The 21,223-nt window shown below is 71.1% G+C and carries 20 protein-coding genes; 10 read left to right on the plus strand and 10 right to left on the minus strand.

Annotated elements, in window-relative coordinates; translation table 11 throughout:
* Positions 1 to 50: 50 nt before the first annotated feature.
* The gene (locus KHP12_RS28730) at positions 51 to 1,388 is read right to left on the minus strand and encodes a hypothetical protein (protein ID WP_211833903.1); all 1,338 of its coding nucleotides are present in this window, start codon (positions 1,386 to 1,388) and stop codon (positions 51 to 53) included.
* Between the two features lie 11 nt (positions 1,389 to 1,399).
* A complete protein-coding gene (locus tag KHP12_RS28735) occupies positions 1,400 to 1,675 on the minus strand; it encodes a MoaD/ThiS family protein (RefSeq protein WP_182470047.1) in 276 nt (91 codons plus the stop codon).
* Positions 1,676 to 1,796: 121 nt separating this feature from the next.
* On the opposite strand from KHP12_RS28735, the gene KHP12_RS28740 reads away from it, so the two are divergent.
* Positions 1,797 to 3,539: an ABC transporter ATP-binding protein gene (locus tag KHP12_RS28740; RefSeq protein ID WP_167442534.1), complete on the plus strand. Its 1,743-nt coding sequence runs from the start codon at positions 1,797 to 1,799 to the stop codon at positions 3,537 to 3,539.
* On the plus strand, positions 3,536 to 5,494 hold the full coding sequence (locus tag KHP12_RS28745) for an ABC transporter ATP-binding protein (RefSeq protein WP_281427720.1): 1,959 nt from the start codon (positions 3,536 to 3,538) through the stop codon (positions 5,492 to 5,494). The genes KHP12_RS28740 and KHP12_RS28745 overlap by 4 nt, the downstream gene beginning before the upstream one ends.
* A 28-nt stretch (positions 5,495 to 5,522) precedes the next feature.
* On the opposite strand, the gene KHP12_RS28750 is transcribed toward KHP12_RS28745, so the two are convergent.
* Complete coding sequence (locus KHP12_RS28750; RefSeq protein ID WP_308289517.1) at positions 5,523 to 6,446, minus strand: alpha/beta hydrolase; 924 nt, start codon at positions 6,444 to 6,446, stop codon at positions 5,523 to 5,525.
* Positions 6,447 to 6,774: 328 nt separating this feature from the next.
* On the opposite strand from KHP12_RS28750, the gene KHP12_RS28755 reads away from it, so the two are divergent.
* Together KHP12_RS28755 and KHP12_RS28760 are read left to right on the plus strand one after the other, a co-directional pair.
* A complete protein-coding gene (locus tag KHP12_RS28755; RefSeq protein WP_086882285.1) occupies positions 6,775 to 7,614 on the plus strand; it encodes a response regulator transcription factor in 840 nt (279 codons plus the stop codon).
* A gap of 23 nt (positions 7,615 to 7,637) precedes the next feature.
* Entirely contained in the window at positions 7,638 to 8,660 is a 1,023-nt protein-coding gene (locus tag KHP12_RS28760; RefSeq protein ID WP_086882286.1) for a LacI family DNA-binding transcriptional regulator, read from the plus strand.
* 19 nt (positions 8,661 to 8,679) lie between these two features.
* Here KHP12_RS28760 and KHP12_RS28765 read toward each other — a convergent pair whose 3' ends face one another.
* Entirely contained in the window at positions 8,680 to 9,393 is a 714-nt protein-coding gene (locus tag KHP12_RS28765) for an SDR family oxidoreductase (RefSeq protein ID WP_086882287.1), read from the minus strand.
* Between the two features lie 117 nt (positions 9,394 to 9,510).
* On the opposite strand from KHP12_RS28765, the gene KHP12_RS28770 reads away from it, so the two are divergent.
* From KHP12_RS28770 to KHP12_RS28785, 4 genes are all read left to right on the plus strand, one after another.
* The gene (locus KHP12_RS28770) at positions 9,511 to 10,119 is read left to right on the plus strand and encodes a TetR/AcrR family transcriptional regulator (protein ID WP_211833905.1); all 609 of its coding nucleotides are present in this window, start codon (positions 9,511 to 9,513) and stop codon (positions 10,117 to 10,119) included.
* A gap of 97 nt (positions 10,120 to 10,216) precedes the next feature.
* Positions 10,217 to 11,338 (plus strand): S1C family serine protease, encoded by a 1,122-nt coding sequence (locus tag KHP12_RS28775; protein WP_211833906.1) that lies wholly within the window; start codon positions 10,217 to 10,219, stop codon positions 11,336 to 11,338.
* A gap of 88 nt (positions 11,339 to 11,426) precedes the next feature.
* On the plus strand, positions 11,427 to 12,167 hold the full coding sequence (locus KHP12_RS28780) for a response regulator transcription factor (protein ID WP_086880654.1): 741 nt from the start codon (positions 11,427 to 11,429) through the stop codon (positions 12,165 to 12,167).
* The gene (locus tag KHP12_RS28785) at positions 12,164 to 13,585 is read left to right on the plus strand and encodes a HAMP domain-containing sensor histidine kinase (protein WP_210609642.1); all 1,422 of its coding nucleotides are present in this window, start codon (positions 12,164 to 12,166) and stop codon (positions 13,583 to 13,585) included. Before KHP12_RS28780 ends, KHP12_RS28785 begins: the two co-directional genes overlap by 4 nt.
* Positions 13,586 to 13,989: 404 nt before the next feature.
* On the opposite strand, the gene KHP12_RS28790 is transcribed toward KHP12_RS28785, so the two are convergent.
* The 4 genes from KHP12_RS28790 to KHP12_RS28805 form a co-directional block, all read right to left on the minus strand.
* Complete coding sequence (locus KHP12_RS28790; RefSeq protein ID WP_210609643.1) at positions 13,990 to 15,288, minus strand: LmeA family phospholipid-binding protein; 1,299 nt, start codon at positions 15,286 to 15,288, stop codon at positions 13,990 to 13,992.
* A gap of 126 nt (positions 15,289 to 15,414) precedes the next feature.
* Positions 15,415 to 15,675 (minus strand): RNA recognition motif domain-containing protein, encoded by a 261-nt coding sequence (locus KHP12_RS28795; protein ID WP_020869496.1) that lies wholly within the window; start codon positions 15,673 to 15,675, stop codon positions 15,415 to 15,417.
* A 114-nt stretch (positions 15,676 to 15,789) separates the two neighbouring features.
* Positions 15,790 to 16,923: an NADH:flavin oxidoreductase gene (locus tag KHP12_RS28800; RefSeq protein WP_211833907.1), complete on the minus strand. Its 1,134-nt coding sequence runs from the start codon at positions 16,921 to 16,923 to the stop codon at positions 15,790 to 15,792.
* A gap of 75 nt (positions 16,924 to 16,998) precedes the next feature.
* Positions 16,999 to 17,562, minus strand: a complete 564-nt coding sequence (locus KHP12_RS28805; RefSeq protein ID WP_211833908.1) for an NAD(P)H-dependent oxidoreductase — start codon at positions 17,560 to 17,562, stop codon at positions 16,999 to 17,001.
* A gap of 134 nt (positions 17,563 to 17,696) precedes the next feature.
* Here KHP12_RS28805 and KHP12_RS28810 point away from each other — a divergent pair, with 134 nt between their 5' ends.
* Positions 17,697 to 18,284, plus strand: coding sequence for a TetR/AcrR family transcriptional regulator (locus KHP12_RS28810; RefSeq protein ID WP_086884109.1), 588 nt, complete (start codon positions 17,697 to 17,699; stop codon positions 18,282 to 18,284).
* A gap of 104 nt (positions 18,285 to 18,388) precedes the next feature.
* Positions 18,389 to 19,477 carry a methyltransferase domain-containing protein gene (locus KHP12_RS28815; protein WP_308036112.1) on the plus strand — a complete coding sequence of 363 codons (1,089 nt, stop codon included), beginning with the start codon at positions 18,389 to 18,391 and terminating at the stop codon, positions 19,475 to 19,477.
* Between the two features lie 485 nt (positions 19,478 to 19,962).
* Here KHP12_RS28815 and KHP12_RS28820 read toward each other — a convergent pair whose 3' ends face one another.
* Both KHP12_RS28820 and KHP12_RS28825 read right to left on the minus strand, forming a co-directional pair.
* Positions 19,963 to 20,157 carry a DUF397 domain-containing protein gene (locus KHP12_RS28820; protein ID WP_086881000.1) on the minus strand — a complete coding sequence of 65 codons (195 nt, stop codon included), beginning with the start codon at positions 20,155 to 20,157 and terminating at the stop codon, positions 19,963 to 19,965.
* A gap of 8 nt (positions 20,158 to 20,165) precedes the next feature.
* Positions 20,166 to 21,053, minus strand: coding sequence for a helix-turn-helix domain-containing protein (locus KHP12_RS28825; protein WP_211833910.1), 888 nt, complete (start codon positions 21,051 to 21,053; stop codon positions 20,166 to 20,168).
* Positions 21,054 to 21,223: the final 170 nt, after the last annotated feature.

Below are 21,223 nucleotides of genomic sequence, written 5' to 3' on the forward strand. Positions count from 1 at the left end.
GCGCCTGAGGCTGCGAGCCTATCCGGAGCGGGTGAGCGGGAGCCGGGGAGTCAGCCCAGAGCGCGGCCGATCACATAGACCACGGGGGCGGCGGCCGCGAGCGGCAGCGCCACACCGGCGGTCAGGTGGACGAAGCGCGAGGGGTAGTCGTAGCTGGCGACCCGGTGGCCGATCAGTGCGCACGCCCCGGCCGCGAACCCGAGCAGGGCGGCGGTCGACGTGCCCGTTCCGGTGAGCTGCCCGGCCCCGACCCCCGCGCCCGTGGCGGCCGCCAGCGCGACCACGACGGCGGCGGCGGTCGGCAGCGGCAGCGCCCGGACGAGCACGGCCACGGCGACGGCGGCCGCCCCCACCACCACGGCGTCCGAGGACTCGGCGACGGCGGCCAGATGGCCGGCCGCGAGCACGGCGAGGGCCGTGGCCGCCACGGCGGCCGTAAGGCCGTACAGCCGCTCGTCCGGGGAGGCGTGGCTGCGCAGCTGGAGGATCAGCACCAGCAGCAGCCAGACGCCGATGGTGCCGATGACGACCGTAGGGGCGTGTGACGGCTCGGTGGCGAGCAGGCCGATGTCGGCGGCCAGACCGCCCGCGAAGGCGAGCGCGATGCCCTGCCGGGCGGGCCACATGCCGTTCAGCCGGAACCAGCCCGCCGCCGTGACCGCCTGGAGCGCCGCCACCGCGACGGCGACGGCCGGACGGCCCAGCGGCGCGGTGGCCGCGAGCAGCGCGGCGAGCACGGAGGTCAGGGCGGCGGGGACGAACCCCGGGTGGAGGATCTGCGGACGGCCCTCGGCCTTGGCCTTCTCGGCGGCGGTGAGCGGCCGGTCCGGCTGCGGGGCGGGCGGCTCGGCGGTCGCGGTCGCGGTCGCGGTCGCGGCCTGTGCCGGGGCCTGTGCCTGTGCCTGTGCCGGGGCCTGAGCCGGGGTCTGAGGTGGCGCCTGGGACGGGGCCTGGGACGGGTCGGCGGGCTGGTGGTACGGGTGCTGCTGCTGAGCCCAGCCCTGGGCGTACTGCCCTTGGTGCCCTTGGTGGCCCTGGTGGGCCTGCTGTCCCTGGTAGCCCTGCTGGGCGGCGGCGTAGGGATCCGTGTACGGCTGCTGCTGGTACTGCTGCGGGTGCTGGTACTGCGCCGGCTGGGCCTGGGCCTGGGCGTACCCCTGCTGCTGCGGATACCCCGCGTACCCCTGCCAGTCGGCCTGCTGCTGGCCACCCTGGTCATGGCCACCGTAAGGATGCGCGCTCTGGTCGTATCCCCCATAAGGAGCCTCGTACGACCCGTACGGGGGATACGGCTGCTGCGGGTGCTGACCCTGCGGCTGCTGGCCCTGCTGCTGATGAGGCTCGTGGGGCTGATGAGGCTCGTTGGGCTGGTGCGGCTGGTTGCTCATGAGCTCGGGGTTCACCCTCCTGCGAACGGCGGGAGCACCTCGACCGTGCCGCCCTCGGCGAGTTGGATCGTCTTGTGGTCACGGGTGCCGGCCGGGGTTCCGTCGACCAGGAACGAACAGCGCAGCAGGACCCGCGCGAACTCCGGCCGCGCGGTGTGCCGCTCCCGGGCCGCGTCGAGCGCCTCCGCCAGTGTCCACGCGGTGTACGGCTCCTCCGCGGTGCCGGCCGCGGCGCGGGCCGCGGCCCAGTACCGGATGGTCCCGGCGGGCGTGTTCATCATCGCCATCGCGATCCCTTTCCCGTCATCTGCCGCCTCCATGATGACGGGTGCGGGACCGCGCCCGGGACCACACGCGGTTCGTCGAAAATAAGGCCGGTTCGGGACGAGCGTCACTTAAGGTTTCCGTGTGCTGGTACGACTGATACGGGCGTATCTGAGGCCCTATACCCGAACGATCACGCTGATCGTCTTATTGCAGCTGGTGCAGACCCTCGCCACCCTCTACCTGCCCGCGCTGAACGCGGACATCATCGACAGCGGAGTGGTGAAGGGCGACACCGGCTACATCCTCCGTGTCGGCGGGCTGATGATCGCCGTCACCCTCGTCCAGATCGTGTGCGCCGCGGGAGCCGTCTACTTCGGCGCCCGCACCGCCATGGCGCTCGGCCGCGATGTGCGCGCCGCCGTCTTCGACCGGGTGCAGTCCTTCTCCGCCCGGGAGATGGGCTACTTCGGGGCGCCGTCCCTGATCACCCGCACCACCAACGACGTCCAGCAGGTGCAGATGCTGTGCCTGATGGCCTTCACCCTGATGGTCTCGGCGCCGATCATGTGTGTCGGCGGCGTGATCATGGCGCTCAACGAGGACGTGCCGCTGTCCGGGCTGCTCCTGCTCATCGTTCCGGCCCTGGGCCTCGTGGTCACGCTCATCGCCCGCCGGATGCGGCCGCTGTTCCGCGACGTCCAGCAGCGCATCGACACCGTCAACCGGGTGTTGCGCGAGCAGATCACCGGGATCCGGGTCATCCGCGCCTTCGTCCGCGACACCCATGAGCGCGACCGCTTCACCGACGCCAACACCGGGCTGATGGATGTCTCGCTGCGCGCCGGGCGGCTGATGTCGCTGATGTTCCCGGCCGTGATGCTGGTGGTGAACGTCTCCAGCGTGGCCGTCGTCTGGTTCGGCGGACACCGCATCGACAGCGGCGGGATGCAGGTCGGCGCGCTGACCGCGTTCCTCAGCTATCTGATGCAGATCCTGTCGTCCGTGATGATGGCCACCTTCATGTTCATGATGGTGCCGAGGGCCGAGGTGTGCGCCGAGCGTGTCCAGGAGGTGCTGGACACGGAGACCAGTGTCGTACCGCCGCTGATGCCCGTCGCGCCCGCGCCCGCCGACGCCGGACGGGGGCTGCTGGAGCTGCGGGGCGTGGAGTTCCGCTACCCCGGCGCCGACGCGCCCGTGCTGCGCGACATCTCGCTGACCGCCCGGCCCGGCCGGACCACCGCCGTCATCGGCTCCACCGGCAGTGGCAAGTCGACGCTGCTCGGGCTGGTGCCGAGGCTGTTCGACGCGACCGACGGCAGTGTCCACCTCGACGGGGTGGATGTGCGCGACCTCGACCCCGAGGTGATGACCCGGACCATAGGGCTGGTCCCGCAGAAGCCGTACCTCTTCGCCGGCACCGTCGCCTCAAACCTGCGGTACGGCGACCCCGACGCCACCGACGAGGAGCTGTGGCGGGCCCTGGAGACCGCCCAGGCACGGGAGTTCGTGGCGGCCATGGAGGGCGGTCTGGACGCCCCGATCGCCCAGGGCGGGACCAATGTGTCCGGCGGCCAGCGGCAGCGGCTGGCGATCGCCCGCGCCCTGGTCCGCAGGCCGTCCGTCTACCTCTTCGACGACTCCTTCTCGGCGCTCGACTACGCCACCGACGCCCGGCTGCGGGCGGCGCTCGCGGACGAGACGGACAACGCGACGGTCGTCATCGTCGCCCAGCGGGTGTCCACCATCCGCGGCGCCGATCTGATCGTGGTCCTCGACGCGGGGCGGATCGTCGGCGCCGGCACCCACGGCGAGCTGATGGCCGGCAACAAGACCTACCGCGAGATCGTGCTCTCCCAACTCACCGAGGAGGAGGCGGCATGAGCGGCACCTCGGCGCCCCGCAGGGGCCCGGCGCCCGCCGCCGGGCCCGGCCGCTTCATGGGCGGGCAGCCCACCGAGCGGTCCATGGACTTCCGCGGCTCCAGCCGCCGGCTGCTGGCCCGGCTCCGCCCCGAGCGCGGGATCGTCCTGCTGGTGCTCGCGCTGGGCACGGTCAGCACCGGGCTCGCGGTGGTGGGCCCGAAGATCCTCGGCGAGGCCACCGACCTGATCTTCGCGGGCATCGTCGGGCGGCAGCTGCCCGACGGCGTCAGCAAGGAGCAGGCCGTCCAGTGGCTGCGCGACAAGGACCAGGGCACGGTCGCCGACATGGTCGCCTCGATGGACGTCACCCCCGGCCAGGGCATCGACTTCCACGCGGTCGGCGTCGTGCTGCTGTGGGTCACGGCGCTGTACGTGGCCGCCTCGCTCCTGGGCCTGATCCAGGCCCGGGTGGCGACCGTCGTCGTCCAGCGCGCGGTCTTCCGGCTGCGCGAGGACGTGGAGCACAAGCTGGCGCGGCTGCCGCTGGCGTACTTCGACAAGCAGTCGCGCGGCGAGGTGCTCTCCCGCGCCACCAACGACATCGACAACATCCAGCAGACGCTCCAGCAGACCCTCAGCCAGATCATGGCCTCGCTGCTGACGATCGTGGGCGTGCTGTCGATGATGTTCTGGATCTCGCCCCTGCTGGCGCTGGTGGCGCTGATCACCGTCCCGGTCTCGGTGTGGGTGACCACACGCATCGGCAAGCGCGCCCAGCCGCAGTTCGTGCAGCAGTGGAAGACCACGGGCAAGCTCAACGCCCATATCGAGGAGATGTACACCGGCCATGCGCTGGTGAAGGTCTTCGGGCGGGAGAAGGAGTCCGCGCAGGCGTTCCGGGAGCAGAACGACAAGCTCTACGGGGCGGGCTTCCGGGCCCAGTTCATCTCGGGGCTGATCCAGCCGTCGATGATGTTCATCGGGAACCTCAACTATGTGCTGGTGGCCGTGGTCGGCGGGCTCCGGGTGGCCTCCGGCGCGCTGTCGATCGGCGATGTCCAGGCGTTCGTCCAGTACTCCCGGCAGTTCAGCCAGCCGCTCACCCAGGTGGCCTCCATGGCCAACATGGTGCAGTCGGGTGTGGCCTCCGCCGAGCGGGTCTTCGAGCTGCTGGACGCGCCGGAGCAGAGCGCCGAGCCGGTGGACGCGCGGCGGCCGGAGGCGGTGCGCGGGCAGGTCGCGTTCGAGGAGGTCTCCTTCCGCTACCAGCCCGACACGCCGCTCATCGAGGGCCTGTCGCTGTCGGTGCGGCCGGGCCAGACCGTGGCCATCGTCGGGCCGACCGGCGCCGGAAAGACCACGCTGGTCAATCTGCTGATGCGGTTCTACGAGGTCACCGGCGGGCGGATCACGCTGGACGGGGTGGACATCGCCGCGATGTCACGGGAGGAGCTGCGCTCCCATATCGGGATGGTGCTCCAGGACACCTGGCTGTTCGGCGGCACGATCGCCGAGAACATCGCGTACGGCGCGGAGGGGGCGGGCTCCGAGAGGATCGTGGCGGCGGCGAAGGCCACCTATGTGGACCGCTTCGTACGGATGCTGCCGGACGGCTACGACACGGTGATCGACGAAGAGGGCTCCAACGTCAGCGCCGGTGAGAAGCAGCTGATCACGATCGCCCGGGCGTTCCTCTCCGAACCGTCGATCCTGGTCCTGGACGAGGCCACCAGCTCGGTCGACACCCGTACCGAGGTCCTCATCCAGCGGGCGATGGCCTCGCTGCGCAGCGGCCGTACGAGCTTCGTGATCGCCCACCGGCTGTCGACCATCCGGGACGCGGACGTGATCCTGGTGATGGAGTCGGGGCGGATCGTGGAGCAGGGCTCGCACGACGCGCTGCTCGCGGCGGGCGGTGCGTACGCGCGGCTCTACGCGTCCCAGTTCGCGGAGCCGGTGGCGGAAACCGAATAACCGGATGGGGGATTGCTCGGGGACGGGCTCAGGCGTGGGCCGCGGCCCAGTCGGCGATGCGGGCCAGCAGATCGGGGGAGGCGGCGGTCTCGGCGTGGCCGTAACCCGGCTCGATCCACAGCTCCGAGGTGGACGGGTCCGCCGCCGACGCCAGCATCCGCGGATGGTCCAGCGGGAAGTACGGATCCCGGTCGCCGTGCACGATCAGCAGCGGCGTCGGCGCGATCAGCGGCGCGGCGGCCACCGGGGACAGCGGATCGACGGCCCAGCCGCCGGGGTCGATGCGAGTGCGCAGCCCGTAGCGGGAGACCAGCCGCCCGGTCGGCCGGGTGATCGCCCAGTGGAGCCGCCGCATGGGCGCGGTGCCGCGGTAGTACCAGCGGGCGGGTGAGCTCACGGCGACGACGGCATCGGGCGCGGCGCCGTCGATCGGCCCGGCGGGCGCGTCGGTCGCCTCCCCGGCGGACGCGTCGGTCACCTCCCCGGGGGACCCGGGCACGTCCCCGGGGGACCCGAGTACGCCGTCCGTGCGCCCCGGCGAGCGCCCTGTGCGCTCCCCCTGGTGTACGTCTTGCAACGGCTGGATTTCATCAGTCTTCCCGTAGAGCGCCGCCTGCCGGATCACCACCGACCCGCCCATCGAGAAGCCGACCGTGGCCACTCGCCGATGTCCGAGCCGGCGCGCCCAGCGCACCGCGGCGGCCAGATCCAGCACCTCGCGATCGCCGACCGTGGACCGTCCGCCGGACCGCCCATGGCCTCGGAACGAGAACGTGATCACGGCCGTACGCTGCTGAAACACCGATGCCACCCGCCGCAGCGCGGGGCGCTCCAGGGCGCCGGAGAAGCCGTGTCCGACCACCAGCGCGAGCTGGTCGGAGGGTTCGGTGCCGGGCCCCGGGGAAGGTTGGTAGCACGCCTCGATCGAGACCCCGTCATCGGTCAGCAGCATGGCCCGTTGCTCCCCCTCGGCGACCGTGGAAGGACAACGGGGAGCAGATTGAGCCTCTCCGGCGCATGTCATGTGGGTTATTCTGTCGTGAAGAGGATCCGGGCAACGTAGCCCCCGGGTCCTTTTGTGCTTTCAGGGCGGGGGTGCGCGTTTGAGCGCACCGTCGCTCCAAGGGCGCGGAGCGTGACCGTACGAAGTAGTAGCCGCAGACTCCCCCGGGCACGGCCCGGGAGGTGCCCCTCTCGCACAGGGACCGAGGAGGAACCGACGTAATGGGCGAGCGAAGCGCGCACAACCTCGAGAAGACGGCCGGGGCAGGTGGTGGACGATGAGTTCCCTCCTGCTGCTGACCAACGCACTCCAGCCCTCGACGGAGGTGCTCCCCGCCCTCGGCCTGCTGCTGCACAGCGTGCGGGTGGCCCCCGCCGAAGGCCCCGCCCTGGTGGACACCCCGGGCGCCGACGTCATCCTGATCGACGGCCGCCGCGATCTGCCGCAGGTGCGCAGCCTGTGCCAGCTGCTGCGGTCCACCGGCCCCGGCTGTCCGCTGATCCTGGTGGTGACCGAGGGCGGGCTCGCCGCCGTCACCGCCGACTGGGGCATCGACGACGTCCTGCTGGACACCGCGGGCCCGGCGGAGGTCGAGGCCCGGCTGCGGCTGGCCATGGGCCGCCAGCAGATCACCACGGACGACAGCCCGATGGAGATCCGCAACGGCGATCTGTCGGTCGACGAGGCCACCTACAGCGCCAAGCTCAAGGGGCGTGTGCTCGATCTCACATTCAAGGAGTTCGAGCTGCTGAAGTACCTCGCCCAGCACCCCGGCCGGGTCTTCACCCGGGCACAGCTGCTCCAGGAGGTCTGGGGGTACGACTACTTCGGTGGCACCCGCACCGTGGACGTCCACGTCCGGCGGCTGCGCGCCAAGCTGGGCCCGGAGCACGAGTCCCTGATCGGCACGGTGCGGAACGTGGGCTACCGCTTCGTCGCGCCGGAGAAGGTCGAGCGCGCCGCCGAGGAGGCCCGGGCCAAGGCGGCGGCGCGGGACGCCGGAGCGGGCGGCGCGGCGCGGGACGCCGGAGCGGGCGGCGCGGCGCGGGGCGGGCTCCCCGACGGCGGGGCCGGCTCCGCGGCGAGGACCGCTGCCGCACGACCGGCCAACAGCTAGCTGGACCCGCGTAGACTTCGCGCGTGGCCAAGGTGACGCGGGATGATGTGGCAAGGCTTGCGGGAACGTCGACCGCGGTCGTCAGTTACGTCATCAATAACGGACCCCGGCCGGTCGCCCCGGCCACGCGCGAGCGGGTGCTCGCCGCGATCAAGGAGCTCGGCTACCGGCCGGACCGGGTCGCGCAGGCGATGGCGAGCCGCCGGACCGATCTCATAGGGCTGATCGTTCCGGACGCCCGGCAGCCGTTCTTCGCGGAGATGGCGCACGCCGTCGAGCAGGCGGCCGCCGAGCGCGGAAAGATGGTGCTCGTCGGCAACTCGGACTACCTGGACGAGCGCGAGGTGCACTATCTGCGCGCCTTCCTGGGGATGCGGGTGTCCGGGCTGATCCTCATCAGCCAGGGCCCGAGCGAGAACGCGGCGGCGGAGATCGAGGCCTGGGACGCCCGGGTGGTGCTGCTGCACGAGCGGCCCGAGGCGATCGACGACGTGGCGGTGGTGCTGGACGACGTCGGCGGCGCGCAGCTCGCGGTGCGGCATCTGCTGGAGCACGGCCATGACTATGTGGCCTGCCTCGGCGGCACCGAGATAACCCCGACCGTCGGCGACCCGGTCACCGACCATGTGGAGGGCTGGCGCCGCGCGATGCACGAGGCCGGGCGGCCGACCGACGGGCGGCTCTTCCAGGCCCCTTACAACCGCTACGACGCCTATAAGGTCGCGCTCGATCTGCTCGCCGGCCCCGACCGGCCCCCGGCCATCTTCTGCGCCACCGACGACCAGGCGTTCGGGGTGCTGCGGGCGGCGCGTGAGTTGCGGATCGATGTCCCCGAAGAGCTCGCGGTGGCCGGTTTCGACGATGTGAAGGAAGCCCACCTCACCGACCCCCCGCTGACCACGGTCGGCTCCGACCGCCCCGCGATGGCGCGCGCCGCGGTCGACCTGGTCCTGGACGACGGCGTCCGCCTCGCCGGCTCCCGCCGCGAACGCGTCAAGCAGTTCCCGTCGGCCCTGGTGGTCCGCCACTCCTGCGGCTGCGCATAGCGCCTCGCGCTGCCGCTCGTCAGGGGCGGGAGTGCACGCCGATGCCGCCGGAGACGGTGAGGTTGTCGCCGGTGATGTAGCCGGCCGCGTCCGAGGCGAGGAAGGCCACGGCTTCGGCGATGTCGGCGGGAGCGCCGACGCGGCCGAGCGGGACGTCCCGCGCCCAGGAGTCGATCATTTCCTGGGAGACGCCCAGCTTGCCGTAGGCAGGGGTGTCGATCATTCCCGGGCTGACGGCGTTGACGCGGATGCGGCGGGGGGCGAGTTCGAGCGCGAGGGACCGCATGAGGGGCAGCAGAGCGCCCTTGGCGGCCGTCATGGCGGATCCGATCCCCTCGCCGGCGCCCACGGTGAACACGACCGAGGCGCCCTCGTTGAGGAGCGGGAGCGCCTTTTGCAGGGTGAAGAAGTTTCCCTTGACGTTGATGTCGAACAGGGCGTCGAAGGCGTCTTCGTCGGTTGACTCGATCGGGCCGGGACGGGAGACGCCCGCGTTGAGGAAGAGCAGGTCGAGGGAGCCGAATCGGGTGCGTGCCCGGTCCATCGCGTGGTCGATGTCCGGCAGGGACCGTGCGTCGGCCCGGACGACCGCGACGTCTTCGGGAAGTCCGGCATTGGCGGCATTGCCGACGCCGGTGACCATGACGCGGTAGCCGCGGGAGTGGAGCAGTTCGGCGGTCGCCTTGCCGATGCCGCTGGTGCCACCGGTGATCAGAGCTGCGGGTGCGGACATGGTGCGTCCCTTCGCGGGTTCCTGGGGAGATATTCCATGGCAGCGTACGCCAGCTTGGCAGAGACTGCCAGACGTAATGTGAGCGCCAGATTGGCAGTGCTGAGCTAATCTGGTGGCATGAAGCAGGAAGGCAAGACGGCGACGGGCGCACCGGCCACGCTGTGGGACCGGACACGGCAGCTGGCCTCCCAGGAGATCCTCGAGACGGCTCTGCGCCTGTTCACCGAGCAGGGCTACGACGAGACGACCATCGCCCAGATCGCCCGGGAGGCCGGTGTCTCCCAGCGCACCCTCTTCCGCTACTTCGGCACCAAGGAGGACCTTCTCGGCGGCGACCAGGGCCGGTTCGGGCGAGTCCTGGCGGACACGATCGGCGAACAGCCCGCCGAAGCCGGTGTCTGGGAGGCCCTGCGCGCGGGAGTCGCCGCCGTACTGGCCCTGCACGACAGCCGCGAACAGGCCCTGGAGCGGTTCCGCCTCCTGCACAACACCGCCTCGCTGCGCGCCGGTTGGCTCGAAAAGCGGCTGCGGTTCCAGGAGGAGCTGCTGCCGCTCGTGGAGGCGCGTATGGGCGCCGCTGTCGGCAGTGCGGATCCGAGGGCCCGCGCGGTGATCGCGACGGCGTTCGCGTGCCTGGACGCCGCGTCGATGGCGTGGGTCGACAACGACGGTAAGGGCGACATCATGGACCTGTACGACGAGTGCCTGGCCGCGGTGCGCGGCTGACCCGCGGCGACACCCTTATGTCGGGCATACCGACTTCTGGTGGGGTTCTCAGGGCGTACTCAGGGGACTCTCATACTCCGGCCGCACAGTCATAGACATGACGGACAGCACACGCCGCAGCGGCGCAGACGAGCCCTATCCCTACGCGTACGGTGGCGGCGCGGGGTATCCCGATCCGCCCGCGTACCAGCCTCAGCAGCCGGTCACCACGCCGTCCGGGGTCACCGTATGGCCGGGTGACGGCAGTGGCAGCGGCGGGAACGGCGCGGGGGAGGGCGGCGGCGCGTTCGCGAGTGAGGGGGCGCACGGGGGCGGGGGGCGGCGCAGGGCACGGGTCTCGCGGCCGGTCGCGCTGATCGCGGCCGTGGCGGCGGTCTCGGCGCTCGTGGGCGGCGGAGCGGCCGCGCTGGTCACCAACGCCACGCAGAAGTCCGACACCACGGTCTCCACCCCCGTGGTCAACGCCAACTCCACCAGCCACAGCGGGGTTTCGGCCGTCGCGGCGGCCGTCAGCCCCAGCATCGTGGAGGTCAGCGCCAGCGGCACCAGTGGCCAGTCCACCGGCTCCGGCGTGGTCATCACCAGCGGCGGCGAGATCATCACCAACAACCACGTGGTCTCCGGCGCCGACGCGATCAAGGTGACGTTCAGCGACGGCAGCAAGAAGACCGCGACGGTCGTCGGCACCGACAGCAAGAAGGACCTCGCCCTGATCAAGGTGGAGGGCGCGAGCGGGCTGAAGGCCGCGTCCCTCGGCGACTCCAGCAAGATCACGGTGGGCGACCAGGTCGTGGCCATCGGCTCGCCGGAGGGCCTCACCGGCACCGTCACCAGCGGCATCGTCTCCGCGCTCGACCGTGACGTCACCGTCTCCACGGGCCAGGGTCAGGGCCAGGGCCAGGACGGTCAGGGGCCGGGCGGCGGCGGGCAGTGGCCGTTCGAGTTCGGCGGCGGCCGGTACAACGGCGACGTCGGTTCCTCGACCACCACCTACAAGGCCATCCAGACCGACGCCTCGCTCAACCCCGGCAACTCCGGCGGCGCGCTGATCAACATGAGCGGCCAGGTGATCGGCATCAACTCCGCGATGTACTCCGCGGCCTCGGGCCAGAACGCCGGCAGCGCGGGCAGTGTCGGTCTCGGCTTCTCGATCCCGATCAACACCGTCAAGTCCGATCTCGCCTCCCTCCGCGCGGGCGGAAGTGACAGCAACACCTGATGGACGTGCGAGGCTGGCAGCAGCGCCGCTCAGCCCGCCGCGGCCACCCTCCCCGCCCCACCGTCACCCGCTTTGAGGAAACCGACCCATGAGCCCCGCCGACCACGGCGATCAGCCGTCCCGCATCCTGATCGTCGACGACGAGCCGGCCGTCCGGGAAGCCCTTCAGCGCAGCCTCGTCTTCGAGGGCTACACGACCGAGACCGCCGTGGACGGACTGGACGCGCTGGCCAAGGTCGGCTCCTACGACCCCGAGCTGATCGTGCTCGATGTGCTGATGCCCCGGATGGACGGGCTGACCGCCGCGCGGCGGCTGCGCGCCACCGGGGTGACGCTGCCGATCCTCATGCTCACCGCGCGGGACACGGTCGGCGACCGGGTCACCGGACTCGACGCGGGCGCCGACGACTACCTCGTCAAACCCTTCGAACTGGACGAACTGCTGGCCCGCATCCGCGCCCTGCTCCGCCGCAGCTCCTACGCCGCCCAGCAGGGCGCCGCGCTGCCCGAGGGGGACATACTGGCCTTCGGCGATCTGCGGATGGACCTGACGACCCGCGAGGTCGTCCGGGGCGCGCGCCGCGTCGAGCTGACCCGGACCGAGTTCACCCTGCTGGAGATGTTCCTGGCCCATCCCCGCCAGGTGCTCACCCGTGAGCAGATCCTGAAGGCGGTGTGGGGCTTCGAGTTCGAGCCGTCGTCCAACTCGCTGGACGTGTACGTGATGTATCTGCGCCGTAAGACCGAGGCGGGCGGCGAGCCGCGGCTCGTGCACACCGTGCGCGGGGTGGGGTACGTCCTGCGGCCCGCGGAGGGCGAGCCCTCGTGAGGTTCCGCAGACTGCCGCTGCGCTCGCGGCTGGCCCTGCTGACCGCCGTGGCGGTCGCGGTCGCGGTGGCGGTGTCCGCGTTCGCGTCCTGGCTGATCGTCCGGGAGCAGCTCAGCGCCCAACTCGACTCGTCCCTGCGCAACGTCACGGTGGACGAGCGCAATGTGCTGAGCATCCTGGAGGCGTGCCAGAGCCCCGACGGCGCCGACGACCGCACCCCGCACGCCCTCGGCTCGTACTCCGTGCAGATCGTGCTGGCCGACGGGAGCCGTTGCACCCAGCCCGGGGCGACCAAGCTGCCGGTGACCACCGCCGATGTGGCCGTGGCCGTCGGGGAGCGGCCGAGCGCGCTGCATGACGCGACGGGCGCGGGTGGCGAGGACATGCGGGTGTTCACCTACCGGCCGGCCTCCGGCCCCGGCAGCCCGCTGCCGCGCGGGATCGCCGTCTCCATGGCGCGCCCGCTGAGCGAGGTCGCGCATCCGCTGGGCACGCTCGCGCTGGTCCTGGCCCTCGTCGCCGGGGTGGGCGTCGTGGGCGCGGGAGCGGCGGGCCTGTGGATCGCCAGGACCGGGCTCAAGCCGGTGGACCGGCTGACCGAGGCGGTCGAGCATGTGGCCCGCACCGAGGATCTGGCCGTGCGCATCCCGACGGAGGGCGATGACGAGATCGCCCGGCTGTCCCGGTCGTTCAACTCCATGACGGCGGCCCTCGCCTCCTCCCGCGACCGTCAGCAGCAGCTGATCGCGGACGCGGGGCATGAGCTGCGCACCCCGCTGACCTCGCTGCGGACCAATATCGAGCTGCTCGCGCGCAGCGAGGAGACCGGCCGCGCGCTCCCGCCCGCCGACCGTAAGGCGCTCATGGGGAGCGTCAAGGCGCAGATGACCGAGCTGGCGGCGCTGATCGGCAATCTTCAGGAGCTGTCCCGCCCCGACGCCGTGCCCGGCAGCGGGCCCCCACAGGTGGTCGCCCTGCACGAGGTGGCGCGGACGGCCCTGGAGCGGGCCCGGCTGCGCGGCGCCCATCTCACGATCAACGCCTCGATCGAACCCTGGTACGTCCGCGGCGAGGTGACCGCCCTGGAGCGGGCGCTGGTCAATCTGCTCGACAACGCCGTGAAGTTCAGCCCTTCGGGTGGTGTGATCGACGTCGTCCTCAGAAGCGGAGAGGTACGGGTGCGCGACCATGGCCCCGGCATCCCCGCCGAGGAACTGCCGCATGTCTTCGAGCGCTTCTGGCGCTCCCCGTCCGCCCGCAGCCTGCCCGGCTCGGGCCTCGGGCTGTCGATCGTGGCCCGTACGGTCCAGCAGTCGGGCGGCCAGGTGGGTCTGGAACCGGCCCCGGGCGGCGGCACGGTCGCCTGGCTCAGACTCCCGGGCGCGCCGACGGCTCCGCCGGAGATCGACTTGAGCTGACCCCGCCCCCGCCCGGCTCGGGCCCGGTTCGGCTCGGCCCCGGTCCGGCTCGGGCCCCATACGGCTCGGCCCCGGTTCGGCGCCGCTCCGGCTCAGCCCGGTCCCCCCCCGGCTTGGTCCGGCTTAACCAGTGGGTGTCCGGCGGGTATTTCCCCTCCCCGCCCCTTCCCGTTACCAGGGGCTCCGCCCCTGGACCCCGGGGTCTGGAGGGAAGCCCCGGCACGGGGTCTGGGGGAGGCCCCGGTACGGATCAGGAGGGAAGCCCTGGTACGGGGTCTGGGGCGGGCCTGCCGCGTCTCGCGCGAAGCGCCTGTACAGGGGGTGCGTGGGCATGCGAAAGGGGCTGGTGGCGTGCGCCACCAGCCCCTTTCGTAAAACCGAATTCGTCAGCGGGCCTTACAGGCTCAGCGGGTCTTTCCGAAATTCAGCCCCGCACCGGTCAGATCCGCCCTGATCCCCTCCGGGGAGACACCGATGTTCGCCAACCGGATGCCCTTGGCCTTTTCGGGCAACTGGAAGGAGAGCTCCAGCTTGTTCGTCAGCTCCGGCACCTTCATCCGCGCCAGCGCGGCGGCGACCGTCGGATCGATGCCGAGCTTCCTGGCCAGCTGGGGATGGTCGTTGGCCGCCTGGACGAGGTTGACCGCGAGCAGCGCGGGGACGAACCGCGGCGAGCCCGTGATCTCGTCCAGCTTCCGCTCGTCGTTCAGCGCCTGCCCCGCCTCCGCCGGCGGCACCCCGAGCTTCTCCGCCACCGACGGGATCGACAGCAGCGCCTGCACCTTCTCGGAGTCCTCGCTGATCTGCGTAGCCGCCTTCTTGTGCAGATACAGCCCGGGGCGCGGCTCGGGGCCGGGCCGGTAGGTCGCGATCCCGGGGATGTCCAGCCGCATATCGGTGACGCTGGTGGAGATCCCACGGTCTCCCTGGCGCCGGATATGTGCCTGGGCGTGCAGCGACACCTGCTGGCCCGCGACCGGCAGCTTCCCGTCCGCGCGCACCGAGTTGGGTCCCAGCGCCCGGAACCGCACCTGGGAGGCGCCCAGTTCACGGCTGAGGTCCTCGAAGGACAGCAGCACATCGCCCTTCATCCGGCCCACCCTCGCGCCCCTGAAGGAGCTGGGCAGATCCCCCACGATCCGGATGTCCTGGACCTGGGCACGCACCTCGGCGAGCGAGACCCGGTCGGCCGCCACGTCCGGCACGGCGATGTCGACCTGCTGGAGGTCCTTGCCCAGCACCTGGGTGAGGAAGGGGAAGCCGTGGATGGTCACGTTCGGTGCCGTGGCCAGATTCAGCTTCTTCTGGAGCTCCTGTTCGGCCTTGCGCTCGGCGTACATCACCGCCCAGCGGTCGCCCAGCACCAGCAGCAGCGCCAGCACGACCAGCCCGATCAGCGCCTTCGCGGTGCGCGGCACCGCCCGGAAGCGGCCGCGCCGACGCCGGGACGAGCGGCGGTGGTTGGGCGGTGACCACTGCTCGCCGTCGTCCCCGGAGCCCGAGGCGGCCGGCTTGTCTCTGCGCCCGCCGAGGTCGGCGTCGTCGTCATCGTCCGACGTCAGGCCGAGACCCAGGGGATCGTTCGGATCGTACGGGTCGGCCAGGTCGGCGAGTTCCTCGTACGGGTTCCGGTAGTGAACGCCAGGTGAACTGTCGTGAGGATATGGGGGCTGTGGTGAACGTATGCGTGTGGGGGATCGCATCAGTCAATACCACCACGGCACACGGCTCCGCCCGCAAGTCCTAGCGGCGATACGTGGCGAACGGCACGTTCCGTTTTTGCCTTCCGTGCACGTGCCGTTCTTCAGCACGTGCCGCGTGAGACCGCCTCAGCGCGTGCCGCGTGAGACCGCCCTCGCCTCGGTGACCGTCACCGCCCTGCCGTCCATCTCGCAGCCGTCGAGCTGGGCCATCGCCTTCTCCGCGGCCACCTCGTCCATCTCCACGAACCCGAACCCCCGCGAGCGGCCGCTCTCCCGGTCGGTGATCACGGTCGCGTCCAGCACCTCGCCGAACTGCCCGAACAGGGTCGCCAGGTCCCGTGTCGTCGTCTGATAGCTCAAGTTGCCCACATGCAGTCGTTTGGACATGACCGGCTCTCCTTGTTCTCCGTGGTTCCCAGGGGAGCGAACCGGCTCAATCCTCTCATCGAGGTAGGAAACCGGCCATTCGCATGGGCTGAACCGGTCATCCCGTACGGCTGCTCAGTGCAGCGTGCCGAGCTGCTCCACGGAGTACGGCACGAGCGCGTCCGCGCGTCCGGTCAGCACCTTCTCGGCCCACTCGGGGTCGGCGAGCAGGGCCCGCCCGATGGCCACGAGATCGAACTCGTCCCGCTCCAGCCGGTCCAGGAGATTCTCGATGTCCGCCACCTGGGCCGACCCGCTGCCGGTCCCCGGCACGAACGTCGGCACGAAGTCCTGGTTCAGGCCGACCGAGCCGACCGTGATCGTCGACTTCCCGGTGAGCTTCTTCGTCCAGCCCGCGAGGTTCAGGTCCGAGCCCTCGAACTCCGGCGTCCAGTAGCGCCGGGTGGACGAGTGGAAGACGTCCACCCCCGCCTCCGCCAACGGCGTGAGCAGCGCCTCCAGCTCCTGCGGGGTCTGGGCCATCCGCACGTCGTAGTGGTCCTGCTTCCACTGGGACATACGGAAGATGATCGGGAACTCGGCGGAGACGGCCTTACGGCAGGCGGCCACCAACTCGGCCGCGAAGCGGACCCGGGACACCGGGTCGCCGCCGTACGCGTCGGTGCGGCGATTGGTGGTGCCCCACAGGAACTGGTCGATCAAGTACCCATGCGCCCCGTGCAGTTCGACCCCGTCAAAGCCGATCCGCTCGGCCGCGGCGGCCGCGTCGGCGAAGGCGGCGATCACCGCGTCCACGTCGTCCTGCGTCATCGCCCGCCCGACCGGCCGGCCGTCCAGCCCGACGCCGGACGGACTCAGCACGGGCGCCTCGGGGTAGGGCGGCGCCCCCTCCTCCCGCGAAACCCCCACGTGCCAGATCTGCGGCGCGATCCGCCCACCGGCGCTGTGCACCTGCTGCACGACCTCGGCCCACCCGTTCAGGGCGTCCTCCCCGTAGAACCGCGGCACGCTGTCGCTCAGTCCGGCCGATGGGTGATCGACATAGGTCCCCTCGGTAATGATCAGCCCCACCCCGGCGGCGGCGCGACGCGCGTAGTACGCCACCACATCGGCATTGGGCACACCGCCCGGCGAGAACATGCGGGTCATCGGCGCCATGGCGATCCGATTGCGTACGGTGAGCCCACCCACGCTGAACGGACGGGACAGCACCTGGGCCGCGCGCTCGGCACCACTGCTTATGGACACGTGAACACTCCTTGACCGGACGTCATCACCACGCGGAATCGCGCGGCCCGACCAAGCTAAAACCTGACGCCTACGTCAGAGGCAAGTATCGGAGGCAGCCTCCGCTGAGCCCCGCCGGGGGGAGCCGAGAAGCTCGCGGTAGCGCTTGGCGTGCACGGCGAGGTCCTCGTCGGAGACGGTGCGGGCGCCGTGCAGAACCAGCGGCTCGGCGAGTCGCATGCCGATCAGGCGGGCGGTGGCGGCGAGGGGTGTCAGCAGCTGGGTCATTGTGAAACGGGAAGTGGGATCGACAGCGGCGTACGACGCTTCCGGCCCGCCTGTGGAGGTGACCAACTGGAGGGTCTTGCCGCGCAGCGCGGAGCCGCCGCTGCCGTAGGCGAAGCCGTGGGTGAGGACCTGGTCGATCCATGCCTTCAGCACTGCCGGGACGGAGTACCAGTACCAGGGGAACTGCCACACGATCCGGTCGTGGTCGCGCAGCAGTCGCTGCTCACGGGCGATGTCGAAGCGGCCATCGCGGCAGGCAGGGCCGAGCTCATGGACGGTGACGTGTGCGAGGTCGCTCACGGCCTCGGCCAGGCGGGCGGTGATGCGGGAGGAGGTCAGGTCGGGATGGGCGACGACAACGAGGGTGCGCATCGGGGTGATCCTTGACTGTGGTCGTGTGATGTGACGGATCGTTCCGTCACGGATTTTGTGACGGAACGATCCGTCTGTCAAGCTGGGGCCGTGCCCACCGCGCGCCGCGTCATAGCAAGCAGAAGGAGCGCACCATGGCTCGCAAGACAGCGGAGGAGAACCGGCGCCACGTCCTGGCCGTGGCGAGCCGCCTGTACTACCAGCGCGGCATCCGCGCTGTCGGTATGGACCTGGTCGTCAAGGAGAGCGGGGTCGGCAACGCCACCGTCTATCGGCAGTTCCCCACCAAAGACGCTCTTGCCAGCGCCTACACACAGGACCGCGCCGACGCCTGGTTCGCGCGTATGCGCCAGGTCGCCGACCAGGCCGACGACCCGCGCGAGAAGCTCCTCGCGATCTTCACGGCCGTCATCGAGGAGACCAGGCTGCCCACCTTTCGCGGCTGCCCCATGCTCAACACCCACACCGAGTTTCCCGACCCGCAGCATCCCGCGAACCGTGTGGCGGTCACCCACGAGCAGCGGGTCCGCGACTGGATGCGTGACTTGGCGGCCGACGCCCGCGCTTCCGACCCCGAGCAGCTCGCCGACGACCTGACGCTCGTCCTCAACGGCGTCTACGTCACCGCCACCGTCCTCGGCCCCCAGGGCCCCGCTCAGCGCACCGGTGAGCTCGCCCGTCGCCTCATCTGGACCGCCTGCGACGAATCCGGCCGCGCCTGAATCCGGGCCTGACCGGCCGGTTGGTGCATACGCGCTCTACTGCCCCTCGACGGGCGAAGCCCACACTGGTTGCTTGACCAACGATGCGAGGGGACGCACCGCGAGTGACCGACCTGGAAGGGCTACACGCGCGGGCGGCCGAGACGCTCGACATCGCCGAGCCGTGGGTACGGCGCGCGTTCGAGGCCGTCCCGCGGCACGAGTTCGTCCCCGGCACCGTATGGGTGGTGGACGGCGGCGTATACCGGCCGCTCCGCCGAGCGGACGACCCGGAACGGTGGGCCCGCATGGTGTACGACCCCGCGCAGGCCATTGCCATCCAGATGGATGACGGTGCCCCCGATCCCGTCGGCGGCGATGTTCCCACCAGCTCCATCTCGGCACCGGCCGCCGTGGTGACCAGGCTCGCCGAGCTGGACCTGCGGCCGGGACATCGAGTGCTGGAGATCGGGGCGGGCACCGGGTACAACACGGCGCTGCTGGCCGAGCGGGTGGGCGTTGAGCGAGTGACCACCCTGGAGATCGCCCCGGACGTGGCCGACGGCGCACGAGTCGCGCTGCGCCGGGCCGGGTACGGCGGGGCGACGGTGCTGGAAGCGGACGGCGAGCAGGGATGGCGCAGCGGCGCACCGTACGACCGGCTGGTGGCGACGGCCTCGGTGACGTCGATCCCCTGGCCATGGGTGGAGCAGGTGCGGCCCGGCGGCCTGATCCTGGCCCCCTTCCGCACCGCGTTCTGCTCGCATGGACTCGCGCGGCTGACCGTCTCGGAGGGCCGCGCCGAGGGCCGGTTCGCGGGCGCGGTGACGTTCATGGCGGTGCGGGGCCAGCGCGCGCGCCCGCGCATCGATGCGGTCTTCTCCACGGAAGCGTGGGAGGAGAGCCGCGAGAGCAAGGCCGATCTGGACGTCGCGGTTCTCGCCGACCCCCACGCCGAGTTCGCGGTCGGACTGAGGCTCGCCGACGTGGCGCACTGGCCGCAGGGCGGTGGGCACTGGTGGTGCAGCCGGGACTCGTGGGCGTACGCGACGGATGGCGCGGTGCATCAGTGGGGCCCGCGAAACCTGGCCGACGAGACCGCCGAGGCCCTCGCCTGGTGGGAGGGCGCCGGGCGCCCGGAGCTGTTCGACTTCGGGCTGACGGTCACGACCGACGGCCACCGGGTGTGGCTCGGCGATCCCTCGGGGGCGTGACCCTTGCCCGCGGCGTAGCCGGACCACCTCCGCCGGGGGCGCATCGGGCGGGTGCGGTGCGTGGGTCGGGTGCGGCGCCGTCTCGCGCGCTTCGCGCGATTGAGCAGCGGGGCAGGGGGCGGGGGCGCAGGGCGCGTTGCCGACCGCCGGGCCGGTGGGAGCGACCGCCGGCGGCGGCATCCGTGTGCGGGGGCGAGGCCCGTCGCCGGACCGCCGGACTCGACGCCGCAGGGGGTACCTCTCCCGAAAACCTTTGACAAGGTAGTTGCTTCAGATCAAGTGTTTTCGGAGGGGGTACCCGGAGGGGGCGCCCCACCGGGCCGCGCTCCGGATAGGCATCGGCCCCCGGCCGCGGTTGCCGTCACGGCGCGGACCCCCACCGGCCCGTCTGTCGGCAACGCGCCCCGCGCCCCGCCCCCCCTGCCCCGCTGCTCAATCGCGCGAAGCGCGCGAGACGATGCCCGCGGCTGACATCCGGCCCGTGCTCAGAGGGTGTGGTCCAGACGGCCAGTCTTTATGGCACGTATGAAGCCGCCGAGCGCGGCGGGCGTCGTACGGACCACCGCGTCCGGCTCGTCGCTCTCGCGCATGCGGATGCCATTGCCTGCGGCGGCGAGTTCCACGCAGTTGTCGCCTTGGCCCTCGCTGAACGACGACTTCCGCCATGTGGTCTGCGGCATGCTGCTCCTCAGTGGGTGTACAGGATGTGTTGGATGAGGCCCCACGAGTCACGCTTCTCGTGGAGCATGGGGGATTCGTCCGCCACAACTGGCGGCAGTGCGCCTTCGCTGAGCTCTCTGAAGGTGGTCCCGTAATGCGCCACGGACTCGACATCTCCCAGGCGCAGCCGCGCGGATGGGTGATCGGCGACGACCGTTTCCAGGCCCGGCACGCCTGTTCTGAGCAGCAGAAAGGGCGTGCTGTACCAGCCGCGTACGCCGACGTCGAACGGCAGTACCTGAACCGTGACCGTGGGAAGCAACGACGCCCGAATGAGGTGGGTGAGTTGCCCTCGCATGACCTGCGAGCCGCCGACCTCCATGCGAAGCGCTGCTTCGTGGATCACGGCGTGAAAGGTGGTCGAGGAGTTGGCGCCCAGGATGTCTTGCCGGGCCCTGCGGAAGCGAACGAGGTTGTCGATCTCGTCCTGGGTGGCGTCCGGGCGAGTGCTGCGGAAGAGGGCCCGCATGTATGCATCGGTCTGAAGCAGGCCCGGGATCAGAAGCGTCTCGTAGCTCTCCATGGCCGTGGCGCCTGACTCAAGCTCGGCGAGATCAAGCGCGGACTGCGGGAAGCTCTTGCGGTACGCGGACCACCAGCCCTTGCCGTTGCTGTCAGCCATCTCGACGAGCGCCTCGACAAAGGGCACACTTGTGCACCCGTAGCCCTCGCAAAGCCGACGCAGTCGGTCGGCCGGGATCGCCGTGCGGCCGCCCTCGACATGCGTCAGGTGCACACGACCCATGTCGATGAGCGCGCCCGCCTCATGCAGCGTCAACCCGGCTTGCTCGCGCAACCTTCGCAGCTCTGCGCCAAGGCGGCGCTGTCTCTCGGTGGGGTTGGTTCGCAGTGCCAACGGGGTCTCTCCTCAGGGTGTGGGCCACAGTCTGCCGTCAGGGGGTGGGCCGGTCCACTCATTCTCGCGATTAGGTTGAACTTGTCATCCTTCATCTCTACCGTGTGTGTGGTGGCGGTCACACAGCGGAGCTGTGTTGGGCCGCACGATGCCCGTTCACGAAGCGCCAC

This window comes from Streptomyces asiaticus, from assembly GCF_018138715.1.
GTDB classification, from domain to species: Bacteria; Actinomycetota; Actinomycetes; order Streptomycetales; family Streptomycetaceae; genus Streptomyces; species Streptomyces asiaticus.